This is a genomic window from Amycolatopsis sp. EV170708-02-1 (genome assembly GCF_022479115.1).
GTDB lineage: Bacteria > Actinomycetota > Actinomycetes > Mycobacteriales > Pseudonocardiaceae > Amycolatopsis.
In genome coordinates, this window is sequence record NZ_CP092497.1 from 8,492,040 (window position 1) to 8,516,327 (window position 24,288).

Genomic DNA, 24,288 nt, shown 5'->3' on the forward strand with positions numbered 1-24,288 from the left:
ATGCCGACGTTCCTCGTAATGGTGCTGCTGCTCGTGACAGGAGTCGTCCCGGCCTCGGCGGCTCCTGTCGCGGCCTGCGCTGCGGGACCGGTGAGCCCGGGGAAACCGGACGGCGCCGTGGTCGTCTCCCCGGGAACGGACCTTTCCGCGAAGACCCGCGAACTCCCCGCCGGCACGACGTTCTGGCTGACCGACGGCAAGCACACGCTGGGCCCGGACGAGTTCGGGCAGATCATCCCCAAGGACGGCAACGCCTACCTCGGCGCCCCCGGTGCCGTACTGGACGGTGGCGGCGTCAACCGCTACGCGTTCACCCAGCAGGCGCGCGACGTCGTCATCCGCGGCCTCACGATCCGCGGTTTCGCGGCGCCGCGCGATCAAGGCGTGGTCAATCACGACTCGGGGGAACACTGGACCATCGAAGGCAACACGATCGAGGACAACCGCGGCGCCGCGATGATGGCGGGACCGCGTCAGGAGATCCTCCGGAACTGCCTGCGGAACAACGGTCAGTACGGCATCAACGCGTACCGGGCGGGCGACGGGATCACCGGGCTGCTCGTCGAGGGCAACGAGATCACCGGCAACAACACCGACGACTGGGAAACGAAGGAACCCGGCTGCGGCTGCAGCGGCGGCGCGAAATTCTGGGCGGTGAACGGCGCCGACATCCGCGGCAACTGGGTGCATCACAACCACGGCGCCGGACTGTGGGCGGACACGAACAACAACGACTTCCTCATCGAGGACAACCTGATCGAGGACAACGCGGCGGAGGCGTTGTTCTACGAGATCTCCTACAACGTCGTGGTCCGCGGGAACACCTTCCGACGGAACACCCTCGTGCAGGGCCGGGCCTTCGCTGACCGCGGGGACGATTTCCCGGTCGGGACGGTGTACATCTCGGAATCCGGCGGCGAGCCGAGGGTGCCGGCCCGGACTTCGCTGGTGGAGATCACCGACAACGTCTTCGAGGACAACTGGTCCGGGATCACCCTGTGGGAGAACGCGGACCGCTTCTGCAACAGCCCGGCGAACACGTCGTCCGGCTCTTGCACGCTCCTCGTCCCTTCGGTCTCTTCGTGTTCGGCGCCCGGGATCGCGTCGCGTCCGCTTTACGACGACTGCCGGTGGAAGACGCAGCGGGTTTCGATCCACGGCAACCAGTTCTCCCACGGGTCTTCCTGCTCGGGATACTGCGGGCGGATGGCGCTTTTGGCGAACTTCGGGACTTATCCGGAGTGGTCGCCTTATCGGGGGTCTTCCGTTTCGGACGCTGTCACTTTCCGGCAGGAGAACCGGTGGTACGACAACGCTTATTCGGGTGAGTGGCGGTTCGTCGTTCATGACACTTCGCGGACTGTGGGGGTTTCGGGGTGGCAGGGGGCTCCTTACTTGCAGGATGCTTGTAGTTCTTTTGGGGATGGCGGGTGTTGAGCGGCCCGCCTGGCGCGAGCGTGGAGGATTTGGGACGTTCAACGTCCTAAATCCTCCACGCTCGCAAAGAAATTTTCGTGACCGGACCATTCACGCACCCTGAAGAGCAAAACTGTCGGTGGTCGGCCGCATGGTGATCGGGTGCTACGAGGAACCTGGTCGACCGACCCCATGCTCACCCAAGGCCCGATGGTGGTCCGCTCGGCCGCGCTCGAGGCCGCCGGCGTGCCGGGCCGGACCATTTCACGCCGATGTGCTTCCGGCGGCCCTTGGCAACGCCTGCTGCCGCGAATCGTTCTGCTTCACAACGGAAACCCCACGGACGAGCAGCGACTCCAGGCGTCGCTGCTCCATGGCCGCGAAGGCGCGGTCCTGACCGGTCTCTGGGCGCTCCGCCGTCATGGCTTGGAGAGGCCTCCGCCGCCACAGGACGTACATATCCTGGTGCCCGCCGCTCGCAGGATCGCCACGACGGGGTTCGTGCACGTCGAACGGACCCGGCACCTGCCGCGCCCCCACCTCCGCGGCGACCTCCCCGTCGCCCCCGTCCCCCGAGCAGTCATCGACGCCGCCCGAAAACTCACCGCCGAAGACGAGATCCAGGCGATGATGGCCGAGTCCGTCCAACGCCGCTTCTGCACCACCGAAATGCTCACCCACGAACTGGACCAAGCAGGTCGAACCGGAACCGCACTACCGAGAAGGGCCCTGACCCCGCTCCTCGGCGGAGCGAGATCCGTCGCCGAAGCCGACGCTTGGCGGCTCTGGCGAAGATCCGGCCTCCCGCCGGGCCGCTGGAACGTCCCGATCTTCGACGCGAACGACAACTACATCGCCACCCCGGACTTCTGGTGCGACGAGTGCGCCTTCGCTTGGGAGATCGATTCCTGCCGTCACCACGCCGGCCTCGACGGTCATCGCGCCACCGTCGCACGCAATGCGCGTTATGTCGCCGCGGGGATCGTCGTGCTCCAGACGTTGCCGTCTCGCCTGCGTACGGAGCCGGCGCAGGTCGAGCGTGAGCTGAAGGCCGCGTTCCGGACGGCGCGGGCCCGGCCGCGGCCGGATGTCAGGCGGGCCGCGTGAGCCGGTCCACCGCCCACCCCACCACCGGAACCACCGCGACAGCGACCCCGAACCCTCCGAAGGTGTCCGTCGGATAGTGCGCCCCCAGCGCCACCTCAGCCCAACCCATCGCGAGCCCCGCGAACGCGACCAGCCCCACCAGCACCAGAGCCCCACCGACGGGTCCGAGCCCCCGCACGTCGATCACCAGCAACCCCACGACGGCCGCGACGGTCACCGCGAAGGCCGTGTGCCCACTCGGATACGAAAGGAACTCACCATGGATCAGCCTGCCGACCAGGGGTTTCAGTCCGGTGGTCAGCGCCACCGTCACGCCGCTCGCCGCCACCGTGAGGATCGCGATCCGCGGCCGCCGGTGCCGCAGGCACAGCCAGCCGAACAGGGCGATCACCACGACCGCGCCCACCGGTTCGCCCGCGAAGTCGATGGCGGTCGCCAGGTACCAGAGCGGGCCTTCGACGCGGTCGACGACGGGGAGCACGAGGGCGTCCAGTCCGGCGGTGTGCGAGCTACCGGCGTAGCGCACGCCGAGCACGAGGGCGACGACGAAGCCGAAGGTGCCCAGGGTCCAGAGCGGGATTCGCGCCCGCGGCGGGATCGCGGGCGGTCCGGTGATCACGCGTCGATCGCGGCCTGGTAGCCGCCGATGAGCCGTTCGAGGCCGACCTTCGGCGTGAACTCCTGCTCGTACACCAGCCTGGCCGCCCAGCCCATCTCCTGGTTCCGTTCGGCGTCGCCGACGATCTCCCGCAAGCGAGCAGCGAGGGACTCGGCGTCGCCGGGGTCGTGCAGCAGGCCGGTGACGCCGTCCTCGACGAGCTCGCGGAAGGCGCCGTGGGCGGCGGCGACGGTGGGGACGCCGGCGGCCATCGCCTCGACGACGACCAGCCCGAACGCCTCCAGCCATTCGGACGGGGCGATGACGGCGTTCGAGCGGACGATCAGGTCTTGACACTCCACTTTGGACTGAAGGCCGACGTAGCGGACGTCGTCCCGGCCGTGGGCCCAGCGCGCGACCCCGTCCTGCATCGGGCCGGTGCCGGCGATCACCAGCGGCGGCAGCGGACCGCCCGCCGCGACGAGCAGGTCCCAGGCCTTCATCAGCAGGCCGATGCCCTTTTCCTCGGTGATCCGGCCGAGGAACAGCAGGTGCTCCCCCGCGCCCTTGCGCGTCTTGCCCGGGTCGGTGACGTAGTTGTACTTCACCGCGAGCCGGTCGGCGGGCATCCCGGCGGCGATCAGGATCTCGCGTTGCGCCCGCGAGATGCAGAAGAACTTCGACACCCCGGACCACCAGCGCTTGCGGTTCAGCACCATGCTCGCCGCCATCGGCACGGTGGCGAGCCCCGAACCGCGGTAGCACCCGTGCCGCACCGCCGGGATCGGTTTGCGCCCCACACAGTCGGTGCAGATGTAGCCCTCGCGATAGAGCGTGCCGGGCGGGCAGATCAGGGTGTAGTTGTGCACGGTCGCGACCGTCGGCACCCCGGCGTCCGCGCACGCGGCCAGGACGGACGGCGAAAGCAGCGGGAACGTGTTGTGGATGTGGACGACGTCCGGCCGGTCGTCGGCGAGGCGCCGGGCCAGTTCCGCGCGCACCGCCCGGTTCCAGGGCACCTGCAGCGGGACGACGGCCTTGCGTGGCAACGACATTTCCGCGATGTCGTCGCTGCGCCGCTCGAACAGGTCCACCTCGTGCCCGGCCTCGGCGAGCAGCGCGGTCTCCTGGTCGACGACGTTGTTCTCGCCGCTCGGCTGCTCGGATCGGTACCGGTTGTGGATCACGAGGACCTTCACGCGGGCTCCTTGATCTCTGTGGTGAACCCGCCACCGCGATCGACGTCGGCAGGGCGCCGCCTGGACGACCGCCTCACGGTGGCGAGCGAGGCGCCCTGCCACCGCGATAGCGGGGCCTTCGGCCGGGGCGGGTTCACGCGTGTGGTCACTCTTCGCCGTCCATCTTCAGCTCCGCCGACCATCCTTGACGAATTCGGGTTGCTCGGCGGGCGCACGTACCAGCAGCGACGCGGCCAGCGCCAGGTGCAGCAGGTACGGCGACGCGTCGCCGAGGCCCGCCTCGGTGTAGGAGGCGGAAAGACAGTAGGTGATCAGGAAGATCGCGCAGGCCCTGGCCGGCGACGGCGGGCGCAGCACCGCGACCACGATCAGCACGAGCAGGAACGCGGCCACGATCGCGATCCCGACATAGCCCTGCTCGTGGTAGACGGCGAGCCAGCTGCTGTCGATCGGGAGCCCGTCGTAGGACTTGTCCGTCAGTCCGACGCCGAACAGGTACTCGAGCGTCGTCCGCGGCGCGTCGAGCAGCGCGTCCCACACCTTCGCGCGGCCGGTGAGGCTGGAGAAGTTCTCCTCGGACTGGCCCCGCAGGAACCAGGTCTGCAGCAGCCCGCTCAGCGCCACCGCGCAGAACACCCCGACCAGGACCAGCCCGGTGAACACCTTGCGCGCGCGGGCACTGGACATCCACTGCGACATCAGCGCCACCACGGTCCCGGCCACCAGGCCGAGCATCGCGGTGCGGGTGTGGGTCAGCAGCAGGATCGCGAACGACGGCACGATGACCACCAGCGCGTTCCGCCGCTCCAGTTTCCCGCCGAGCCACAGCAGCACCGTGAGGCCGATGACGATGGCCGCGTACTGGCCGACCTGCGGCGGCGTCAGCGGCCACAGCGTGCCGGTGAGCCGTCCGCCGTATTCGAACGGCAGCGCGTTGCCCGGGCCCAGCGCGAGCCCGATCACCACCGTCACCAGCACCACGCCGTAGGCCCGGATATGGGTGCGGACGAGGTCGAGGCCGCCGTTCCACCAGCGGGTCAGCAACCACAGCGTGCTGATGAACAGCGCGAACCGGAAGCAGCGGAACAGCGCGCCGAAGCCGCCTTCCAGGTTCAGGCTCGCGACCACGCTCAGCACCAGCAGCACCGTGAGCAGGAAGAGATAGGCGCTCGGCCTGATCTTCAGCCTGGCGTTCAGCGCGAGCGCGATCACGAACGCGGCGCCCAGCGCGCCCATCGTGATCAGCTGGCTGACCGACCTCGGCAGCGGGATGACCGTCTTCGCCCCTGTCGAGCCCAGCGTGTTGATGATCAGCAACGTCCAGGCGATGGAGACCGCCTTGGGGGTGCTGCGGATCGCCGCCGGACGGACCGCGGATTCGAGCATGTCAGCCACCTCCCGCACGGGTCAGTTTGCTGCCCTGGTCCTGTTTGTAGGGCGCGCCCTGCCATTCGCCGAAGCCCAGCACTCGGCTCGGCTCGAAGGCGACGAAGTTCCACGGCCCGGAGTAGACGTTGTCGTAGAGCCGGTTGCCCTGGTGGAACGTGATCGCCTGCTGGACGACCTCGCCCTTGTACGGCGACCACTCCGGGTACGTGCCGAAGTTCGCGAGCATCGCCATGCGCGCGCAGCTCTCCTCGCAGCCGGCGACGGCCGGGTCGAGCACGAACCGGTTGTGGTGGATCTCGACGCGCTGGGTCTTCCACCGGCAGTCGGCGTTCAGGCCACCCGCCGCGATCGCCGGCTGCGCGCATTTCGCCTGCTCCGGAACCAGCCGCGTGCAGGAGCCGGACGACGTGTTGGCCGGGCTGTTGCAGAAGCGGTCGGAGTTCTCCCACAGGGTGACGCCGTTCCAGTTGTTCTCGAACGTGTTCCCGGAGATCTCCAGTTTGTCCGTCCGCGCCTTCACCCTCGGCTCGCCGCCGGATTCGGACACGTAGATCGACGCCACCGGGAAGCTGTCGCCGCGGTCGATGTAGCGCTTGCCGTCCACCCAGTTGTTGCGGCGGATGGTGTTCCCGGCGATGACGGCGTTGTAGCTGGTCTCGTACATCAGCGCCGAGCCGTCGTTGTTCTCGATGACGTTCGCCTCGATGCGGAAGTCGTTGTTGTTCGTGTCGGCCCACAAGCCGACGCCGCGGTTGTCGTGCACCCAGTTGCCGGTGACGTCGGCGCCGTCGACCGACCAGAACTTGATCCCGCCGGAGCAGCCGCAGCCGTCGATCTTGGCTTCCCAGTCCCCGGTGTTGTTGCCGGAGATCTCGTTGCCCTCGACGACGAGGCCGGTGATCTTGTTGTTCTGGGCGTAGGCGTTCATCCCGTACTGCCCGTTGCGCCGCAGGCAGTTCCCTCGCACCTGCTGCCGCGCGCCCGCCATCAGCGCCGCGCCGTCGTTGTCCTGGACGGTGCTGTGCTCGATGACCCAGCCGTCGGCCGAATCGTGGTTGACCACGCCTTCGTCGTGCGGCGCGGCGAAACCCTGGACGGTCAGGTTACGGATCTTGACGTCGGCGGCGTCGCCGGAGAAGGCGTACTGGTTGATCTTGCGGCCGTCGAGGACCGCCTTCGGACCGCCGATGTAGACGTTGCCCGGCTTCGGGTTGACCTGGTCGTAGCGGTCGTCGCCGAGTCTGTGCGTACCCGGTGCCAGCCAGAACGTGGTCTCGGCCGGGTTCGAGCGGGTCTTCGTGGCGAGGTCGCCCGGCACCGCGGGATCGATCTTCACCGCACCCGGCGGCGCTTCGGCCGGGCCCTCCGGCAGCTTGTCGCACACCTGCGCGACGGAGCCGGACGGCGCCTTGGCCGGATCCGGTCCCGGTTCCTCGGCCGGGGTGGTGCAGGCGGTGAGCGTCAACGAGCCGAGCAGCACCAGAAGCGCTGCCCGGCGGAGGCGGTGCGGTCGTGCGATCACAATGGTGGATCCTCGTTACCTGATTCGAAGGTGAGCACGCTGGTGAACGCGGCTCCGGTTCCGCTGCCGAGCAGGGTCCACGCGGGCTCGCGGCGGCCGAACCCGGCCGAGTACCAGCCCATCGGAGGCGAGGTTTCGCCGCGATGCGCCGACCAGGTGAGCTCCGGTGGGAGCTCGAACGAAGCCGTCCTGTCCTGGCCGTCGACCGTCCACGACAGGACGGCCTTGCTCCCGGTCAAGGCGACTTCGACAGCCGGTCCGAGATGGAACGCGAGACGGCAGTGCTGTGCCTCGCCGCCGCGGACCTCGTCGAGAATCCTGAGCTCGGTGCCATCGAGCTCCACCGAACGCTGGTGCACGGACGGCGCGTAGCCGTCGTGTTCCGCGCTCCAGCGCGACGGCGTTCCCGCCGCGATCACGGTGGTGACCGCGTGTTTCGTCCACAGGAACGGCCCGCCGGAGACGGACTGGTCGGTGCGGGAGAGTTCGAGCGTGTTGTGCCCGGCCGTGGACCGGAAGTACGACCGCCATTCCGGTTCGCCGTGGTAGCAGTAGGTCCCCGGGTCGGCGAGGATGTCGACGCCGTCGTGCCGGACCTCCACCGAGAGCGCGTCCGCGTGCGCGTGGGCGGCGATCGACAGGAAGCCGTGCGGGCCGCCGTCGCACCGGCACCAGATCCCGCCGTCGCGCAGGATGGTCATCCCGGCGTCGGCGAAGTCGTCCCGCCGCCGCACCGGACGCCGCGCGTCGACCTGGATGTCCTTGGCCAGCGCGGAGAAGAGCTGGGTGCGGACGTCCCCGTCCGGCGTCTCCGGCCACCAGTCCAACCGTCCGAAAAGGACTGCCCCGGTGCCGATCAGCGAAGCCCAGCGGCTGGTCTCGTCACCGTCGACGATCAGCCCGAAGCCGTCGTCGGCGTCACCCTGCCGCGGCGGCCGCAGCCGATTGTCCACAATGGACGCGAGCGCGTCGGTCATCCGGAGCAGCACGAGCCAGGTCGACTCGGGCGCCGCGACACCGGCGGCCTTCGCTTCCAGCGCCCCGGCGAGGCCCAGTTCCAGGACGAGGCCGTGGTACTCGGTGGCGAGCTCCCGGTTGAGGCCGGAGTCGAAGGTGTTGTGCCGCAACATCTTGTCCAGCGACGCGAGCGCCGAATCCCGCCACCGGCCGGACTCGGGGAACCAGGCGAACGCGCAGGCCGCGGCGAGCTGCCCCGCGTCCTCGGCGATCACGTGGTTGTTCGCCGAGGAACCCCGGCTCGGGAACGCCGCCAGCCAGCGCTGGTGGTGCCAGATCTGGTTGAGCGCCACGGGGTTGTCCTCGAACAGCGCCGGTGCCTGCGCCCATCCGCCGAGCAGGCGCCGGACCCACACCCACGACAGCAGCCGGATACCGAGTTCGATCCCGCTGACCCAGTGCACCCCGCGCATCGGCGGGTTGGCCGCCCACCACGAGTTCAGGTGCACGGCCACGCGTTCGGCGTACCGGTCCTCGCCGGTCAGGGCATACGCGGCGGCCAGCACGGTGAGATGCTGGTGCCGCGACGGCTCCCAGATCTGCTTGATGTCGCCGACGGTCTCCTCGCTCCGGTACGGGATGTCGAAGGAGTACACATCGGACGGTGCGCGGCGCCCGGTCTTCGGGTCGTACGACCAGTCCGGATCGGCGAGGTCGTCCCGCTCGACGCCGAAGTACTCGGCGCGCCCGTCCATCAGCCGGTCGGCGGTGACGAGCAGATCCTTGACCGCCTCGCCCGAGACACCGGCGAGGACGTCCTCACCGGGCACCGTCGCGAACCCGCGGTCCGGCAGCCAAGCCGCCTTCTCCCCCGCGACCCCGCGCCACTGGCGTTTGCGCACGACGTCGGTGACCCGGCCCGCGATCTCGGCGGGCCCCATCCTCGACAGTCTTCGCAGGTACCAGGACGGATCCATCAGCCGAGACCTTCCTTGGCGTTGATCCGCACCACGGAACCGGTTTCGAGACTGCGGCCGACCGCGAGCGTGGCCAGCGTCGTCGAAACGAGCGACTCGACAGACACCGGCATCGACACGCCGGTCGTCAGCGCGTTGACGAACGCTTCGAGCTCGGCGGCCTGCCCCTTGTCCCGGCCCTTGGGGATGCGGGAGCTCGCCCATTTCTTGCGGCCGAACACCGACGCGCGCGCGAAGTCGTCGAACTTCAGCACCTTGCCGTCGGCGGTGACGTCGATCGTCTCCTTGGGGAACGCCGGCGAACCGCTGGTGGTGTACGCGATCGACGCCGTCGAGCCGTCCGGGTAGCGCAGCAGGATCTGCAGGTCCTGGTGGCCGGGGGTCGCGGTGGCGTAGACGGAGACCGGGTCGGAGCCGAGCAGCCAGCTGACCGTGTCGATGAAGTGGCCGCCCTCGCCCGCGAACCGCGAACCCTCGCTGTCGGCCTGGTTGTACCAGCTGTTCGCGTCGAGTTGGCCGGCGTTGACCAGGTACCGCACGGAGGCCGGGCCGATCCGCGGTCCGAAGTGGAGCATCGACTCGTTCAGCAGCGGGGCGAACCGGCGGTTGAACCCGACCTGGAGCCGGTCGTTGCCGGATTCCTCGATCGCGCCGAGCACGATCTCCAGTTCCTTCTCCGACAGCGCGAGCGGCTTCTCCACGAAGACGGCCTTGCCCGCGAGCAGCGCGCGCCTGGTCAGCTCGGCGTGCGAGCTGTGCCTGGTCACGATGAACACGGCGTCGACGGAGGAGTCTTCGAGCATCGTGTCGAGGTCGGTGGTGGCGCGGGCGAAGCCGAACTTGCGTTTGGCGTTCGCGCCCGAGAGCGCGGAGGTGGTGACGACCTCGGTGAGATCGACGCCCTCCATCTCGGCGAGATGCGGCAGGAGCATCGAAGACGCGTAGTTGCCCGCGCCGACGAACGCGACCCGCAAGCCGCCGCCCTTGGGCACCGCCCGCACCGACGCGGTCTTCGGCAGGGTGACCGCGGAGACCTGTTCGGTGGCCGCGACGGCGCGCTTCTCGTACTCGAACAGCACCGCGACGGCCTTGAGCTCGCCCTCGTTGAGCTTCCGGTACGTCTCCACGGCGTCGGAGAAGGCCGAGACGTGCGAGATCAGCGGCTCGACGTCGAGACGGCCGCTGCCCATCAGGTCGACGACGCATTCGAGGTTGCGGCGCTCGGTCCAGCGGACCTGGCCGATCGGGTAGTCGCGGCCTTCGAGTTCGTACTCCGGGTCATAACGGCCGGGGCCGTACGAGCGGGAGAACCGGACGTCGAGTTCCTTTTCGTAGTAGGCGTTCCACGGCAGGTTCAGCGAGCACTTGCCGATGTCGATCACGCGGCCGCGGTCTCGGGCGAGCTTCGCGGCGAGCTCCACCGGCTCGTTCGTGCTGCCGCCCGCGGCGAGGTACACCTGGTCGACGCCGTGCCCGGAGCTGATCTCCGCGACCGCGGTGTCGACGACGCCGGACGCCGGGTCACCGCATTTCAGGGCACCGAGCTGTTCGGCGAGCGCGCAGCGGGCCGGGTCCGGGTCGACGCCGACCACGCGGACCCCGGAGGCGACCAGCAGCTGCACGACCAGCTGGCCGATCAGGCCGAGCCCGATGACCAGCGCGATGTCGCCGATCTGCGGTTCGCCCTGGCGGACCCCCTGCATCGCGATCGAACCGACCGTGCCGAACGCGGCGTGCCGCGGGTCGACGCCGTCCGGCACCTTGGTGTAGAGGTTCTTGGGCACCCAGTTCAGTTCCGCGTGCAGCGCGTGCTCGTTCCCCGCGCACGCCACGTAGTCCCCGACGGCGACGTCGTCGATGCCCGCGCCGACCTCCTCGACCACGCCGCACAGCGAGTACCCCAGCGGCGTGTACGAGTCGAGTTTGTTCATCGCCTTGCGGTAGGTGGCGCCCAGCCCGTTCGTGGCGACGCTCTGCATCACCTTCGCGACCTGATCCGGCCGGGCCTTCGCCTTGCCCACCAGCGAAAGGCTCGCCTCGGACACCTTCATCATCTCGGTGCCGGTGGAGATCAGCGAATAGGCGGTGCGGACCAGCACACCCCCCGGTTTGCACGCGGGTACTTCGACGTCGAGGAGCGCCAGCTCCCCGCTCTTGTAGTTCTGCACTACCTGCTTCACGTCGCTCCTCAGCGATCAGGGGGTCCGGGCCGAAACGGCGCCGCGGTACCAGTACTCGAGGGTCAAGATGTGCCAGAGATGCTTGGACCGGTCCTGCTGCCCGGACGCGTCTTCGTCGACGAGCCTCTGCAGGGCCTCACGACGGAGGAACCCGGCCTTCACCAATTCACCTTCGTTCGTCACCTCGCGCACCAGAGGCGCGAGGTCGCGGCTCATCCAAGCCCGCAGCGGCGCGCTGAACAGCCCCTTCGGCCGATGCACGATCTCGGCGGGGAGGATGGACAGCGCCGCTTCCTTGAGCGCCATCTTCCCTTGGCGCTTCACGATCTTCTTGTCGCCGGGGATCCGGAACGCGGCCTTCACGACCTCGATGTCGACGAACGGCGTCCGCACCTCGGTGGAGGCGGCCATACTGGACCGGTCGGTGTAGGCGAGGTTGAGCCCGGGCAGGAAGAGCCGGGAATCGGCGAGGCACATGCGGTTCACGAAATCCGACAACGCGTTGTCGTGATAGGTGTCCGCGTGCTCGGTGATCACGTCGTCGACGGCGCCCGCGAGGTCCGGGTTCAGCAGCCCGGCGAGTTCGGCCTGGTCGTACATCGTGTAGCTGCGCCGGAACGCGGTCTCCTCGGGCAGTTCCGCGAACGAGAGGAACCGCTTGGCGAACCGGACCGACCGGAAGCCGCGTTTCGAGGTCGCCACCGGCAGTCTGTCCACAAGGGACTCGACGGGTCGCCGCACGAGCCCGGGAACCCGCTGGTACCGCACGGCGATCTTGTTCGCGAGGTGCTTGCGGTATCCGGCGAACAGCTCGTCGGCGCCCATCCCCGAGAGCATCACCTTGACCCCGGCCTCCCGGGCGGCGGTGCAGATCAGGTAGCTGTTGATCGCCGCCGGATCGCCGATCGGCTCGTCGAGGTGATACGTCATCCGCGGCAGCAGGTCGAGCACCTGCGGCGCGATCTCGATCTCGTGCAGGTCGACGCCGAACTTCGCGGCGACCTTCTTCGCGTACATCAGGTCGTCCGGCATCGCCTCGAATTTCGCGTCCTCGGCCCGGAAACCGATGGTGTACGCGGAGATCCCCGGCCGCTCGCGCGCGGCGAGCGCGGTCAGGTAGCTGGAGTCGAGCCCGCCGGAAAGGAACGTCGCGACTGGCACGTCGGCGATCAGGTGCTTGCGCGTGGAGTCCTCGATGACGGCGTTGAGGTCGAACTCGCCTTCATAGGCCGCGCCCTCTTCGGCGACCTGACGCAGCGACCAGAAGGTGCCACGCTCGACGTCGCCGTTCGGCCGGAACCGCGCCCAGCTGCCCGGCGGCAGCTTCTCGGCCTCGCGGAACGCGCATCGGCCGTCCGGGACCCAGTAGTAGAGCAGGGAAGCGACCAGCGCGGTGTCGTCGACGGTCAGCGAACCGCCCAGCTCGGCGGCCAGCGCCTTCAGCTCCGACGCGAACGCGACGCCCTTGCCGCGGCGCACCAGGAACAGCGGTTTGATGCCCAGCTGGTCACGGACCAGCACCAGCTCGCCGGAACGCTCGTCGAAGACGCCGAACGCGAACATGCCGCGCAGCCGGTGCAGGCCATCGGTGCCCCACTTCCGCCAGGCTTCCAGCAAGACCTCGGTGTCGGACGTGCCACGGAAGCGCACGCCGGCGGCTTCGAGTTCCTTCCGCAGCTCCGGCGCGTTGTACAGCTCGCCGTTGTAGGTCAGCGCGAGCCCGTCCTTGACCATCGGCTGCGCGCCGGTCTCGGTCAGGTCGACGATCGACAGGCGCCGGTGTCCTAAGTGGACTTCCCCGTGGTCGTACCTGCCGGAACCGTCCGGGCCCCGGTGCGCGAGTGTCTTGGTGAGCCGATCGGTGAGCGGTCCCCCGTCCGGCCAGAAGTAGGCCCCTGCGATGCCGCACATCTACTTTCGCTCCCTAAAGCGCTTCGGCGTTATCCGGTGACACAGGCTTGAATCGTTTGGTCGGCTGATCGCTGTTGTCGTCGGCGCGTTTGTACGGGGTCGGATGCCGTCGCCCGTTCTTCTTCTCCCGGGGGAACATCTCGACCGGCTTCACCGGCGGGGCCGGGCGCTCCGGCACGGCACCGGCGCGGCCGCGCAACGCGGTGTGCAGGCCGTCCCACAGCGTCCCGTCGGTGTGGTCGCGCGGATCCGGGTCCACCACGACGACGCCGATGATCGGGATCCGCCGGTCCGCCAGCTGACGGGCGACGGTGTGCAGCCATTCGGTGTTGGCGTGCCCGGCGCGCACGACGAGGATCGTCTCCGTGCCGAGGAATTCGAGGTCGGTCCACGCCGTTCCGGGCTCGATCGAGCCGACGCCGATGCGCCGTTCCCTCGCGGCCATCGGGGCGTCCCCGCGGTCCAGCACCTGGACGGGGCCGTCGCCCGCCAGCTCGCGGAGGTTCGCCTTCGGCAGGTCGTCGACGAGCGAGACCGGCCCCTTCTCGGCCAGCTCGCGCGCCATGTCGACGGCGAGCGCGGCGGTGACCTGGCGGGCACCGAGGTCGAGCATCGACACCGAGCCGCCCTCTTGCCGGGCCGCGCGGACGAGGGTCGCCGCGACCCGCTGCCGCCGGGTCACCGCCCGGGACCGCCGCAGGAAACGCGGCGGCTTGGGCAGCTGCGCGATCACCGAGGCGCCGAGGTGCCGCGAGATCTCGCGGCGCAGGACCGGCCGGTCCTTCACCACGCTCGTGACGGCCGCGAGCCCCAGCCCGGCGAGCAACCCCAGCGCGAAGCCGATCCCGGCGTCGGTGGCGAGGGTCTTGAGCAGCGAATGCGGCAGGATCCGCGGCGCGTCCACGATCTGCGTCCCGGCGGCGACCTTCGGCGTGCCGATGCCCGCCTCCTGCGCGCGGCCGTCGTAGTCGGAGATCTTGGACGTCAGCTCCGCGCGGCGCGAGTACAGCCGCTCCAGCTGCGCGGGGTTGGCGTTGCGGCCTTTGGCCTCTTCGGTGACGATCGACGCTTCGATCGGGGTGAGCTCGTTCTGGGCCTGGTTGCGCTGGTCGAGCAGGGCCTTCTGCTGCGCCGCCGCGGCCGCCTGGTTGCGGCCGATGTACTCGGTGATGAAGGCGTCCGAGATCGCCTGCGCGCGGGCCAGCGCCTCGTCCTTGGTCTTGCCCTTGACCGTCAGCTGGAGCACGTTGTTCGTCAGGCCGAGCCCCTCGTACTCCTTGAGGAACTCCTCCGGCGGCTGCGTGCTGTTCAGTTTCTTGAGCGCCTCGCCCGCGGTCTTCGTCGTCTGGAGCACGGCGACGTCGGTCCGCATCAGCGTCCCGCTGTCGGTCGGCGAGTCGTCGGGGTGGATCACGAGGATCTGCGCGACCGCGGTGGGCGGCGACGGCAGGAGCATCGCGACCAGCCCGCCGGCGATCAGCCCCAGCAGGGCGGTGGCCACCCACAGCCGTCGTCGTCTCCGTACCGAGACGACCAGCCGCTGCAGGTCGATGAGCGGCTCGGATTTCGCTTTTTCGGCGCTGGTCACGCGGTACCTGCCAGTGCTTCGTGGTCGGACGGGGTGGACGTGCCGGGCCGGGTGCGGGTCGGCCGGACCGGCCGGATCAGCACGGTGCCCACCATGGCGAGACCGGCGTCGGCGACGGCTTCGGCGATCCCGACCAGCTCCCACGCGGACCGGGAACCGAGGCTCGTCACGACGAGGACCCCGTCCGCGTCGGTGTCCGCGACGACGGGCCGCGCCGGGGACACCGTCACGACGGTGAACCACCGCCCGGCGAGCGCGGCGAGCCGTTCGGCCGCGGCCTGCCCGGCGCGATCGCCGTCGGCGGCGACCACGAGCAGCCGCCGGTGCGGCAGCCGGGAGACCAGGCGCCGGTACAGGACGTCGGAGTCGATCTCGTCGGCGAAGACGTCGACCCGCGGGACGTTCCACGGCCTGTCGTCGCGGAGGAGCTTCGCCCGCAAGGTGGTCGCGGCGGGCGGCCGCTCCACGGCGTCGAAGGTGGCCAGCACCGGGCCGCCGATCGCCGCGGCGATCTCCTCCTCGTCCCGCAGCCGCCGGTCGGTGCGGGCGGTGAAGAGGTGACCGAACAGGCCGATGAGGAAGAACAGCGCCGCACCGCCGAGGGCGAGCTGCGGAAGCGTGGGCGCCGCCGCCGAGGACGGCAGCTCGGCCGAGCCGAGGACGACCATGTTGCCGAGGCCGCTGGCGGTGTCGGCCGCGTTCAAACTCGACATCGCCGACTCGATCGACGAACGCAGGCCCTGCAGTTCGGTGCGGAGCTGGACGCTCTCGACGGTCGTCTTGCCGTCGTTGACCTTCGCGGAGAGTTCGCTGATGCGCTGGTTCGTCTGCTGGACCTGCTGGCGCAGCGTCTCGCGGCGTTCCTGCGCCAGCTGGACCGCCGCGTCGCCGGAACCGGCGATGATCTGCGTCGAGTACTTCACGAACTCGCTCGCGAGCTGATCGGCCATCCGCTGCGTCTGTTCGGCGGTGTCACCGGTGGCCTCGATGGTGATGACATTGCCCTGTGCGACCGACGTGGCCACCTTCTCCCGCAGCTCGGCGCCGGTCATCCCGTCGCCCAGCCCGGCGGCGGCCCGGTCGAGCACGACCGAACTGGTCGCCACCTCGGCCTGGGTGAGCAGCTCGTCCGCCTCGCGCGGGCCCTGCAGCAGCACGCTGGACGTCGTGATGTAGCCGGGCGAAAGGATCACCGAAGATCCCGCGCCGACCAGGGCGCCGAGGACGGCGAGGGCCACCAAGGTCCGCCATCGCCCGCGCAAGACCTGTCCGAGCATGGACAGGCGCACCGTGTCGTCAGTCAAAGCCGGGGTCTCCCATCGGTGCGTGCGGGTGCAGCATCAATCCCGTCGGAGCGACCGCGATGTTGGTTACAGGATTGCCCGAGTCTTGTTCAAAACGCGATCGGGAAGCCGATCACCGGACCGCGGCCGCATAGGCCGCGAGCAGGGCTTTCTGCGAGTTCTCCCACGAGAGCGGGCCGGCCACGCGCGCCCGTCCCAGCTCACCCATCTCGGCCCGCTGTTCCGGCGAGTCGAGCAGATGCGCGATCAGCTTCGCGAACTCCGGCTCGTCGTTCGCCGGCGCGTACAGCGCGGCCTCGCCCGCCGAAACGCGGGCCTCCCGCAGTTCGAAGGAGACGATCGGACGGCTCATCGCCATGTACTCCATGATCTTGTTCATGGTCGACACGTCGTTGAGCGGGTTCAGCGGATCCGGCGAAAGGCAGACGTCGGCCGAGGACAGGTAGCGCAGCAGGTCCTCGTCGGAGATCCGGCCGGTGAACTCGACCTGGTCGCCGAGCTTCAGCTCCTTGGACAACGCCACCATGGCGTCGAAGGCGTCACCGGAACCGATGAACACGGCGTGCCAGTCGGTGCGGCCCACCTCGTCACGCAGCGAAGCGAGCGCGCGCAACGCGTAGTCGACGCCGTCCTGCGGGCCCATCACACCGAGGTACGCGAGCAGATGCGGCTTGCCCTTCTTCAGTTCGGGCTCGGGCGGCACGCTGTGGAACCGCTCGACCACGGGCGCGCTGCGCACGACGAAGACGTCGTCCGGCGATTTGCCACCGCGTTTCACGGCGACGTCCTTGTAGCTCTCGTTGGTCGCGATGACGACGTCGACCGTCTTGTACGTGCGGCGCTCCAGCGCGCAGACCGCGCGGTACAGGAAGTCCTCCCCGCGGTCGAAGCGCGAGAGGTACAGCTCGGGGCAGAGGTCGTGCTGGTCGAAGATGAACTTCGCGCCCTGGCGTTTGAGGTACAACGCGACCAGGAACAGCAGATCCGGCGGGTTGCAGGCGTGCACCACGTCGACCCGGCCGACCTTGCGCGCGAGCCGGAGCGTGTGCCACAGCGCGGAGCCGTACTCCTGGACGTACCCGGCCGGGCCACCGGTGGCGGCCTTCAGCGGGTACCGCAGGATGTGGACGCCGTCGATGGTGACCTCGGCTTCGGTGTCCCGTTTCGTCCCTTGTGGACAGATGACGTGGACTTCCCAGCCGGCGCCCGTGAGGGTCTGGCACTCCTGCCAGACACGGCGATCGAAGGGGACGGAAAGGTTCTCGACGAGGATGAGAGCTTTACCAGGCAAGACCGACATATCCCTCTTCAGCCCGGCGCTCGGCGGCGTCGGGTACGCGGACGAGATCGATGATGGTGTGGCCGCCACCGGCCGGGAGCGCCGCGAGGACCTCCGGGTCGGCACAGCCGATGAGGCAGACGTCGGCGTGGTCGACGACCTCGCCGATGGAGCCGGCCAGCAGCTGGCCGAGATGCGGCAGCCTGCCCTCGATGTACTCGCGGTTCGCGCCCATCAGCCGCGAAAGGCTGACGTTGGCGTCGTAGATGCGGAGGTCGTAACCCTTGCCGAGCAGCCGCTCCGCGAGCTCGACGAGCGGGCTCTCGCGGAGGTCGTCGGTGCCGGGCTTGAACGAAAGGCCGAACAGGCCGATCTTGCGTTTCCCGGTGCGCGCGACGAGGTCGAAGGCGCGCTGGAGGTGTTCGTCGTTGGAGGGCAGCACGTGCGAGAGGATCGGGACGGCGACGTCCGCGCGGTGCGCGGCGTAGACCAGGCCGCGCAGATCCTTGGGGAGGCACGAGCCGCCGAAGGCGAACCCGGGGCGGAGGTAGGCGGGGCTGATGTTGAGCTTGCGGTCGGCGAGGAAGACGTCGATCACCTGGTGCGAGTCGAGCCCCAGCGCGCGGCAGATGGCGCCGAGCTCGTTCGCGAAGCCGATCTTGAGCCCGTGGAAGGAGTTGTCGGCGTACTTCGTCATCTCGGCGACCGGGATCGCGACGCGGAAGACCTCGCCGGGAAGCCCTTCGTACAGCGCCGCGACGACGTCGCCGCTGGCCGGGTCGAGCTCGCCGATGACGGTCTTGGGCGGGTCGAAGAAGTCCTTGACACTGCTTCCCTCGCGCAGGAACTCGGGGTTCACCGCGACCCCGAAATCCACGCCGGCGGTGCGGCCGGACGACTTCTCGAGGATGGGGACGAGCAGATCCAGGCAGGTGCCGGGGAGCATGGTGCTGCGGAAGACGACGGTGTGCCGTTCGGTCTTGTCTCGGAGCGCTTCGCCGATCTCCTCGGCGACGCGCTCCAGGAACGCCGTCGACAGGCTGCCGTTCGGCGCGGACGGGGTACCGACACAGATCAGGGAGACTTCGCTGTCCGCGATCGCCTGTCTTACGTCGGTGGTCGCTCTCAGCTTGCCTTCGGCGACCACTTCCGCGGTCAGTTCGCCGATCCGCTCCTCGACCACCGGCGCCTTGCCGCTGGAGACGAGTTCGATCTTCACCGGGTTCACGTCGACCCCGACGACCTCGTGCCCGCGTCCGGCCAGGCACGCCGCCGACACGCAACCGACGTAACCGAGCCCGAAGACACTGATCTTCATGACGAATTCCTCCAGCCGCATTCCGCTGCCCGTTGGTCGGCGGTGGGACCGGGTTCGTTACCGGTGTCCGTCGTTCGCCTGCTTTTGGCGGAATGCCTGTGCGGCAAGGGAATTACTCATCGTTCGAGGAGTGCGAAACGCTACAGGGAGCGCGTAAGAATTTCGTCTCGATCTCCCGTACACGCCAGAGGCGCCTTCTCGGTTGCCTTCCGGTGACGCCGGAATGTTCCGTACTGGTCAATCGGGCGAAGCGACTCTTAGGTTTACGTCGTCAACGACGAGCACCTGGGGGACAACCGATGCGAAGAACCCTGCCCGGAAAGCGGCTGCGCACCATCGGCGTACTGACGTCGGCCTTCACCCTCGCCGGAGCGATCACCGCGATACCCGCGTACGCCGATCCCGGCCCGAACCTCAAGATCACGGCGGCCGTGGCGGACGGGCGCTGGCTGCGGGACGACACCATTCCGATCGATCTGACGATCACCAACATCGGCGACGCCACGGCGACCGAGGTCATGGCCGAGGGAAGCACCTACTCCGGTCCGTATTACGGCTTCGACCTGGACACCTGGGGAGAGCTGAGCAGCAACGGGCCGGGCGCCTCCTTCCAGCCGGGCGAAAGCCGGTCCTATCGCGTGACCGGCCGGATCTGGGGCGCGGAAGCGGGCAATCCCGTGGTGAGACTCGAGGTGAGGGCCCCGGTCGACACCGACCGCACGGACAACACCTTCGATGTCACGGTGAACGTGATCCCACCGGAGACCACCGAACGGGTCGCAGGCCAGGCTTACGGAGACAAGAACCGCGACGGCGTCTTCTCCCCGGGAGAGGAACTGGCGGGGATCAAGGCCCTGGTGGGTGGCCCTGGAATGCCGAACGAACTGTCGGTGCTCACGGACGCCGCGGGCCGGTTCTCCTTCGACGCCGTCCCGGTCGGCGCCACCCGGATCTTGTACTTCCGCGACGTCCCCGACGGCTGGCTGCTGCCGGAAAGCACCATGATGCGCCTGGACGGCAGCGGCAAGTACCAAGATCTGAGCCTCCGCGGCCAGCAGCCGCTCAGCCAGGCACTTCAAGCGACGATCGCGCTCGACAAAACGAGCTATGCGCCCGGCGAGACGGCCAAGGCGACGGTCACGCTCACGAACAGTGGCGCGCACCCGCTCTCCGGCCTCTTCGTGACCTGCAGCGACGACGGCACCGGAACGGCACTGAAGATCCCGCAGGAACAGTGGGGCGCGTTCGGCTCCCCGCAGGCGGGCGCACTGGCCCCGGGGCAGCGACTGGTGCTCCCCCTGACCGCCCCGGTGCCCGAGAAGGCCCTCTACTACGGCGGCACGTCCCTCTACTGCTTCTTCGACGGCAAGACCTACCTATCCGGTCCGCAGGTGTCCGTCACGGCCAAGGTGCCCGGCAAGCGCGCCGATGCCCGCGGACTGGCCTGGGTCGACAAGAACAACAACTACCGGCCGGACGACGGTGAAGGTCTCGCCAACCTGACCGCCACTTTGTCCACAAAGGACAACAAGCTGGTTTCGCTCGCCAGGACCGACGCCACGGGTCACGTGACCTTCCCCGGCGTCGCCGTCGGCGAATACGTCTTCCGCGTGACGGGTCCATGGAAGGCGGTCCACAGCTCGACCATCCAGCACGTCGCGCCGCCGTACGGCGGGGACTGGTGGGTGCAGATGGAGCCGCGCTGAGTCTCGTGAGTGGTAAGGACGGTTCTAACCGTCCTTACCACTCACGAGGTTTTCGTCAGCCCTGAACGAACTTCGCCGCCAGGCCCTCTCCCACGGAAGTCGCCTTCCCGTGGTTCTCGATGGGCGAGACCTTCGAGTTCTTGAAGCAGATGTACGTGACGCCCGAGTCGACGCCGCCGTTCTTCGGGTCCGGGTTGATGCCCAGCGCCTTCGCGGTCGCGTAGGACGCCTCGCCGATGATGTCCTTCGGTCCGGTGTCGCCGATGACGGTGTACAGCACCTTGTTGTTGTAGATCACCGCGCACGAGCCGGCGCCCTTGAGGCCGGCCTTCTCGAAGTTCCACGTGCTGCTGATGCTCGGCACGACGATGTAGGGCGTCTCGTCGGCGACCAATGCCTTGCCGTCCGAGCGCGGGTACGCGGTGCCGTCCTGGAACCACGGGTCGGTGTTCTTGTTGCACCGCGCGGTCGGCTGCCCGTCGCAGTCGACGTCCATGTCGGCCTTCCAGAACACGGCGCTTCCCGCGTCGCAGACCGCGATGGTCCGGCCGGTCTCCTCGTCGGTCTTGTACTTGCCGTTCGAGACCTGTTTGCAGCTGGTGGTCTTCGCGAGCAGCTGCTGCGCGGTCGGGCCCGCCTGTACCGAAGCCGCGGCGGTCGCCGCAGGGGCCAGTCCGGCGGCCACCACCATCGCCGAGAACAGGAGCAGTTTCCGCATACCGAGCACCCCTTAGTTAATAAAGCTTCTTTATCGAGGGTGCTCAGAATGCCTTCGCCGCGGTTTCAGCTCAAGGGTTATTTTCCCACCACACAAAGAAAACCGGTCAAAAGCGGGCAAGCCTGGCGACCCGCGCCATCACCCGTCCCGCTCGACGGTACAGGCCCTCCCGCTCACCGAGCACGCCGTCGAGCCACTCCTGGTCGACATCGTGCCGGACCTCGATGCGCGGCCGCAGCCAGCCGTCACGCGACGCCGCGCCACCTTCGGTCGTGTAGACCCTGGTCGCCCCGGAACGCCGGAGCCTGCTGAGCACCCGCCGGTCGTAGGCGCCGAACGGCGGCGCGTACGCGCGCACGGGCTTCCCGCTCAACTCCGCGAGCAGCTTCGGCGCGATTTCGAGTTCGCGCCGGGCGTGCCTGCCGTCGAGCCGCCGCCAGTCGCGGTGCTCCCAGCCGTGCGAACCGATCGACATCCCCGCCTCGACCAGCTCGCGAAGGCCGTCCGCATCAAGGAAACCCCGCTGCCCGATCCGGCCCGCGAGCGGGAAGAACTCGGCCGTGAGATCGCGCTCCACCAGTCTGGGGAGCGCGATCTCGACGTCCGAGACGTTGCCGTCGTCGAAGGTGAGCCCGACGTCCTCGCGTCCGGCCACCGAGTCGAGCACCCGCTCGAACTGCTCGACGGTCACCCATGTTTCGTTTTCGCCTGGATCCAGCGCGCGCACGGGTTTGCCCACGCCGCCAATCGCCAGGATCACCATCCGCGCCTCATTCGGGACCGACTCTGTTTCCCGATTAATCGCATTGGCGAATGGAGTAGTTACATGATCCCGCAAGGTGTCCACTAATGGATTACTTGCGGATCTCCAGGGTGCAGCACTTCGGGCCGCCGCCCGCCTTCCGCAGCTCGGAGATGTCCAGGAAGACGACCTCGTAGCCGCGTTCGGTCAGCCGCGCCGCCAATCCGGTCGCCTCGACCGGCAGGACGACGTTGCGGCCGTCGGACACCCCGTTCAGGCCGAAGCACTCCGCGTCGGCCCGGTCCGCGATTACCGCGTCGGGGAACATCCGCTCCAGCACCTTCCGCGACCCGGCCGAGAAGGCCTCCGGGTAGTAGGCGATCTGGGCGGACGTGGTGTCGGTCGCCTCGGCGAGCACGAACAGCGCGGTGTCGAGGTGGTAGTAGCTCGGGTCGATCAGCCGCAGCGAGACGACCGGGACACCGAGGACCTCCTGCGCTTCGGCGTGCGCGGCCGGGTCGGTGCGGAAGCCGGTGCCGGCGAGCAGGACCTTGCCGGTCCAGGCGAAGTCGCCTTCGGCCTCGTTGATCTTCTCGGGCATGGTGATGTCGCGGTGGCCGTGCTCGACGAACCAGCGGCGGAAGTGCTCGGCCTCGGCGGTGCGCTGCGGGGCGCGGAACCGCGAGCCGAGCACCCGGCCGTCGACGACGGTGCCGGAGTTCGCGGCGAACACCATGTCGGGCAGGCCGGGCTGGGCGTCGATCTCCTCGACGGTGTGGCCGAGGCGTCGGTAGGTGTCGCGGAGTTCGGTCCATTGCGCCATCGCGGTGTCGACGCTGACCGGGACCGACGGGTCCATCCACGGGTTGATGACGTAGTCCACCGCGAAGTACCGCGGCGGGCACATGAGGTAGCGGCGCGTCGTGGGTACACGGGGCTGCTGCTCCAGTTCCGGCATACCCGAAGGGTAAGGGTTACCTAATTCCGCAATCAATCGCTGTTCGCTGCGCATATACCTGCTAAACATTGCGTGTGAACACCATCGACCAGCGAATCGTTTCATGCCTGATGGCCAACGCGAGATCCAGCTACGCCGACATCGGCAAAGTCGTCGGCCTGTCCGCGCCCGCGGTGAAACGCCGGGTCGACCGGCTGCTGGAGACCGGGGTGCTGCGCGGGTTCACCGCGGTCGTCGACCCCGAGGCGCTGGGCTGGGGCACCGAGGCGTTCGTCGAGATGACCTGCAACGGCAACATCACCCCGGCCCGGATCCGCGCCCGGCTGGAACCGTTGCCCGAGGTCGTCGCGGCCTACACGGTGTCCGGCGCGGCCGACGCGATCGTCCATCTGCGCGCTTCGGACATCCATCACCTGGAGACCGCGCTGGAACGGCTGCGCGGGCTGGAGATCGTCGACCGCACGGTGTCCACCGTCGTCCTGTCCAGGCTTCTCGAGCGCCCGCCGACGCCCGAAGCGTGACACCCTCGACCGCGTGACCGATCAGATCCACTCCAGCCATGACGGCGGCGTCGCCGTGCTCACCATCGACGCGCCCGCGACCCGCAACGCACTGACCCTCGACCTGTCCGCGCAGCTGGCCGAGGCCGTCTCGCGCGCCGAAGCCGACGAGAGCGTCCACGCCTTGGTCGTCACGGGCGCGCCACCGGCGTTCTGCGCGGGCGCCGACCTGGACACGCTCGCCCGCGCCAACGAGGACGGGCTCCGCGCGATCTATGACGGTTTTCTCTCGGTGGCGCGGTGTTCCCTGCCGACGATCGCCGCAGTCGGCGGGGCCGCCGTGGGCGCCGGACTGAACCTCGCGCTCGCCGCGGACGTCCGCATCGTGGGACCGAAGGCGAAGTTCGTGGCCAGATTTCTCGATCTCGGCATCCATCCCGGCGGCGGGATGACGTGGATGATCCAGCGGCTCGTCGGACCACAGAAGGCCGCGGCGATGACACTCTTCGGCGAGATCGTCGGCGCCGAAGCCGCTGTCGAATGCGGGCTCGCGCTCCGGCTCGTCGAGGGCGATCTGGTCGAGGCCGCCCGTGAACTGGCGAAACCCGCCGTCGACGCTCCGCGAGACGTCCTTCTGGCGACGAAGCGCACGCTCCGGCACACCGCGGCACTGACCGACCATTCGGCCGCCGTGGACGCCGAGATCGAGCCTCAGGTGGCGTCACTCACCGCACCCGCCTTCGCCGAGCGGTTGGCCAGGTTGCGGGCTTCACTGTCCAACTGCTGATCGGTCCTCGACCGGACTTGACTACGCTGTAAGGAGATACGGCTCACAATCGAGCCGCATCGCTGACCGTTACCATCGGTAACAGATAAACCGGATAATCCCCGCTCAGCGACGAGCTCAGGACACTCGAGA

The 24,288-nt window shown here is 68.8% G+C and carries 19 protein-coding genes; 5 read left to right on the plus strand and 14 right to left on the minus strand.

The window, feature by feature from the left end:
• Window positions 1-1,437, plus strand: a complete 1,437-nt coding sequence (locus tag MJQ72_RS38770; RefSeq protein ID WP_240595905.1) for a right-handed parallel beta-helix repeat-containing protein — start codon at window positions 1-3, stop codon at window positions 1,435-1,437.
• Window positions 1,438-1,578: 141 nt separating this feature from the next.
• Window positions 1,579-2,523, plus strand: a complete 945-nt coding sequence (locus tag MJQ72_RS38775) for a hypothetical protein (RefSeq protein ID WP_240595906.1) — start codon at window positions 1,579-1,581, stop codon at window positions 2,521-2,523.
• Here MJQ72_RS38775 and MJQ72_RS38780 read toward each other — a convergent pair.
• The 11 genes from MJQ72_RS38780 to MJQ72_RS38830 form a co-directional block, all read right to left on the minus strand.
• Complete coding sequence (locus MJQ72_RS38780; RefSeq protein WP_240595907.1) at window positions 2,507-3,142, minus strand: phosphatase PAP2 family protein; 636 nt, start codon at window positions 3,140-3,142, stop codon at window positions 2,507-2,509. The genes MJQ72_RS38775 and MJQ72_RS38780 overlap by 17 nt on opposite strands.
• Window positions 3,139-4,320: a glycosyltransferase family 4 protein gene (locus MJQ72_RS38785; RefSeq protein WP_240595908.1), complete on the minus strand. Its 1,182-nt coding sequence runs from the start codon at window positions 4,318-4,320 to the stop codon at window positions 3,139-3,141. The genes MJQ72_RS38780 and MJQ72_RS38785 overlap by 4 nt, the downstream gene beginning before the upstream one ends.
• Before the next feature lie 165 nt (window positions 4,321-4,485).
• Window positions 4,486-5,706 (minus strand): O-antigen ligase, encoded by a 1,221-nt coding sequence (locus tag MJQ72_RS38790; protein ID WP_240595909.1) that lies wholly within the window; start codon window positions 5,704-5,706, stop codon window positions 4,486-4,488.
• A 1-nt stretch (window position 5,707) separates the two neighbouring features.
• Window positions 5,708-7,231, minus strand: coding sequence for a right-handed parallel beta-helix repeat-containing protein (locus MJQ72_RS38795; RefSeq protein WP_240595910.1), 1,524 nt, complete (start codon window positions 7,229-7,231; stop codon window positions 5,708-5,710).
• Window positions 7,228-9,165 (minus strand): alginate lyase family protein, encoded by a 1,938-nt coding sequence (locus MJQ72_RS38800; protein ID WP_240595911.1) that lies wholly within the window; start codon window positions 9,163-9,165, stop codon window positions 7,228-7,230. The genes MJQ72_RS38795 and MJQ72_RS38800 overlap by 4 nt, the downstream gene beginning before the upstream one ends.
• Window positions 9,165-11,345 carry a bi-domain-containing oxidoreductase gene (locus tag MJQ72_RS38805; RefSeq protein WP_240595912.1) on the minus strand — a complete coding sequence of 727 codons (2,181 nt, stop codon included), beginning with the start codon at window positions 11,343-11,345 and terminating at the stop codon, window positions 9,165-9,167. The genes MJQ72_RS38800 and MJQ72_RS38805 overlap by 1 nt, the downstream gene beginning before the upstream one ends.
• 15 nt (window positions 11,346-11,360) lie before the next feature.
• Complete coding sequence (gene asnB / locus MJQ72_RS38810; RefSeq protein WP_240595913.1) at window positions 11,361-13,256, minus strand: asparagine synthase (glutamine-hydrolyzing); 1,896 nt, start codon at window positions 13,254-13,256, stop codon at window positions 11,361-11,363.
• A gap of 13 nt (window positions 13,257-13,269) precedes the next feature.
• Window positions 13,270-14,844 (minus strand): Wzz/FepE/Etk N-terminal domain-containing protein, encoded by a 1,575-nt coding sequence (locus MJQ72_RS38815; RefSeq protein ID WP_240595914.1) that lies wholly within the window; start codon window positions 14,842-14,844, stop codon window positions 13,270-13,272.
• Window positions 14,841-16,121 carry an exopolysaccharide biosynthesis protein gene (locus tag MJQ72_RS38820; RefSeq protein WP_240601531.1) on the minus strand — a complete coding sequence of 427 codons (1,281 nt, stop codon included), beginning with the start codon at window positions 16,119-16,121 and terminating at the stop codon, window positions 14,841-14,843. The genes MJQ72_RS38815 and MJQ72_RS38820 overlap by 4 nt, the downstream gene beginning before the upstream one ends.
• A gap of 139 nt (window positions 16,122-16,260) precedes the next feature.
• Window positions 16,261-17,448, minus strand: a complete 1,188-nt coding sequence (locus tag MJQ72_RS38825; protein ID WP_240595915.1) for a glycosyltransferase family 4 protein — start codon at window positions 17,446-17,448, stop codon at window positions 16,261-16,263.
• Window positions 17,429-18,745, minus strand: coding sequence for a nucleotide sugar dehydrogenase (locus MJQ72_RS38830; protein WP_240595916.1), 1,317 nt, complete (start codon window positions 18,743-18,745; stop codon window positions 17,429-17,431). The genes MJQ72_RS38825 and MJQ72_RS38830 overlap by 20 nt, the downstream gene beginning before the upstream one ends.
• A 299-nt stretch (window positions 18,746-19,044) precedes the next feature.
• Between MJQ72_RS38830 and MJQ72_RS38835 the strand changes: the two genes are divergently transcribed.
• Window positions 19,045-20,451: a hypothetical protein gene (locus tag MJQ72_RS38835; protein WP_240595917.1), complete on the plus strand. Its 1,407-nt coding sequence runs from the start codon at window positions 19,045-19,047 to the stop codon at window positions 20,449-20,451.
• 55 nt (window positions 20,452-20,506) lie between these two features.
• Here MJQ72_RS38835 and MJQ72_RS38840 read toward each other — a convergent pair whose 3' ends face one another.
• The 3 genes from MJQ72_RS38840 to ddaH form a co-directional block, all read right to left on the minus strand.
• Window positions 20,507-21,169, minus strand: a complete 663-nt coding sequence (locus tag MJQ72_RS38840) for a glycoside hydrolase family 75 protein (RefSeq protein WP_240595918.1) — start codon at window positions 21,167-21,169, stop codon at window positions 20,507-20,509.
• A 106-nt stretch (window positions 21,170-21,275) separates the two neighbouring features.
• The gene (locus MJQ72_RS38845) at window positions 21,276-21,932 is read right to left on the minus strand and encodes a polysaccharide deacetylase family protein (RefSeq protein ID WP_240595919.1); all 657 of its coding nucleotides are present in this window, start codon (window positions 21,930-21,932) and stop codon (window positions 21,276-21,278) included.
• A gap of 91 nt (window positions 21,933-22,023) precedes the next feature.
• Entirely contained in the window at window positions 22,024-22,869 is an 846-nt protein-coding gene (ddaH, locus tag MJQ72_RS38850; RefSeq protein ID WP_240595920.1) for a dimethylargininase, read from the minus strand.
• 74 nt (window positions 22,870-22,943) lie between these two features.
• Here ddaH and MJQ72_RS38855 point away from each other — a divergent pair, with 74 nt between their 5' ends.
• Both MJQ72_RS38855 and MJQ72_RS38860 read left to right on the plus strand, forming a co-directional pair.
• A complete protein-coding gene (locus tag MJQ72_RS38855; protein WP_005151923.1) occupies window positions 22,944-23,390 on the plus strand; it encodes an Lrp/AsnC family transcriptional regulator in 447 nt (148 codons plus the stop codon).
• A gap of 13 nt (window positions 23,391-23,403) precedes the next feature.
• Window positions 23,404-24,156 carry an enoyl-CoA hydratase gene (locus tag MJQ72_RS38860; protein ID WP_240595921.1) on the plus strand — a complete coding sequence of 251 codons (753 nt, stop codon included), beginning with the start codon at window positions 23,404-23,406 and terminating at the stop codon, window positions 24,154-24,156.
• Window positions 24,157-24,288 lie beyond the last annotated feature (132 nt).

What these genes read in the sequence shown, in the direction of transcription:
- MJQ72_RS38820 (WP_240601531.1), bottom strand. Translation starts at nt 16,121, where the DNA reads ATGCTCGGACAGGTCTTGCGCGGGCGATGGCGGACCTTGGTGGCCCTC.
- asnB (WP_240595913.1), bottom strand. Translation starts at nt 13,256, where the DNA reads ATGTGCGGCATCGCAGGGGCCTACTTCTGGCCGGACGGGGGACCGCTC.
- MJQ72_RS38835 (WP_240595917.1), top strand. Translation starts at nt 19,045, where the DNA reads ATGCGAAGAACCCTGCCCGGAAAGCGGCTGCGCACCATCGGCGTACTG.
- MJQ72_RS38790 (WP_240595909.1), bottom strand. Translation starts at nt 5,706, where the DNA reads ATGCTCGAATCCGCGGTCCGTCCGGCGGCGATCCGCAGCACCCCCAAG.
- MJQ72_RS38770 (WP_240595905.1), top strand. Translation starts at nt 1, where the DNA reads ATGCCGACGTTCCTCGTAATGGTGCTGCTGCTCGTGACAGGAGTCGTC.
- MJQ72_RS38830 (WP_240595916.1), bottom strand. Translation starts at nt 18,745, where the DNA reads ATGAAGATCAGTGTCTTCGGGCTCGGTTACGTCGGTTGCGTGTCGGCG.
- ddaH (WP_240595920.1), bottom strand. Translation starts at nt 22,869, where the DNA reads ATGCCGGAACTGGAGCAGCAGCCCCGTGTACCCACGACGCGCCGCTAC.
- MJQ72_RS38845 (WP_240595919.1), bottom strand. Translation starts at nt 21,932, where the DNA reads ATGGTGATCCTGGCGATTGGCGGCGTGGGCAAACCCGTGCGCGCGCTG.
- MJQ72_RS38800 (WP_240595911.1), bottom strand. Translation starts at nt 9,165, where the DNA reads ATGGATCCGTCCTGGTACCTGCGAAGACTGTCGAGGATGGGGCCCGCC.
- MJQ72_RS38840 (WP_240595918.1), bottom strand. Translation starts at nt 21,169, where the DNA reads ATGCGGAAACTGCTCCTGTTCTCGGCGATGGTGGTGGCCGCCGGACTG.
- MJQ72_RS38825 (WP_240595915.1), bottom strand. Translation starts at nt 17,448, where the DNA reads ATGTCGGTCTTGCCTGGTAAAGCTCTCATCCTCGTCGAGAACCTTTCC.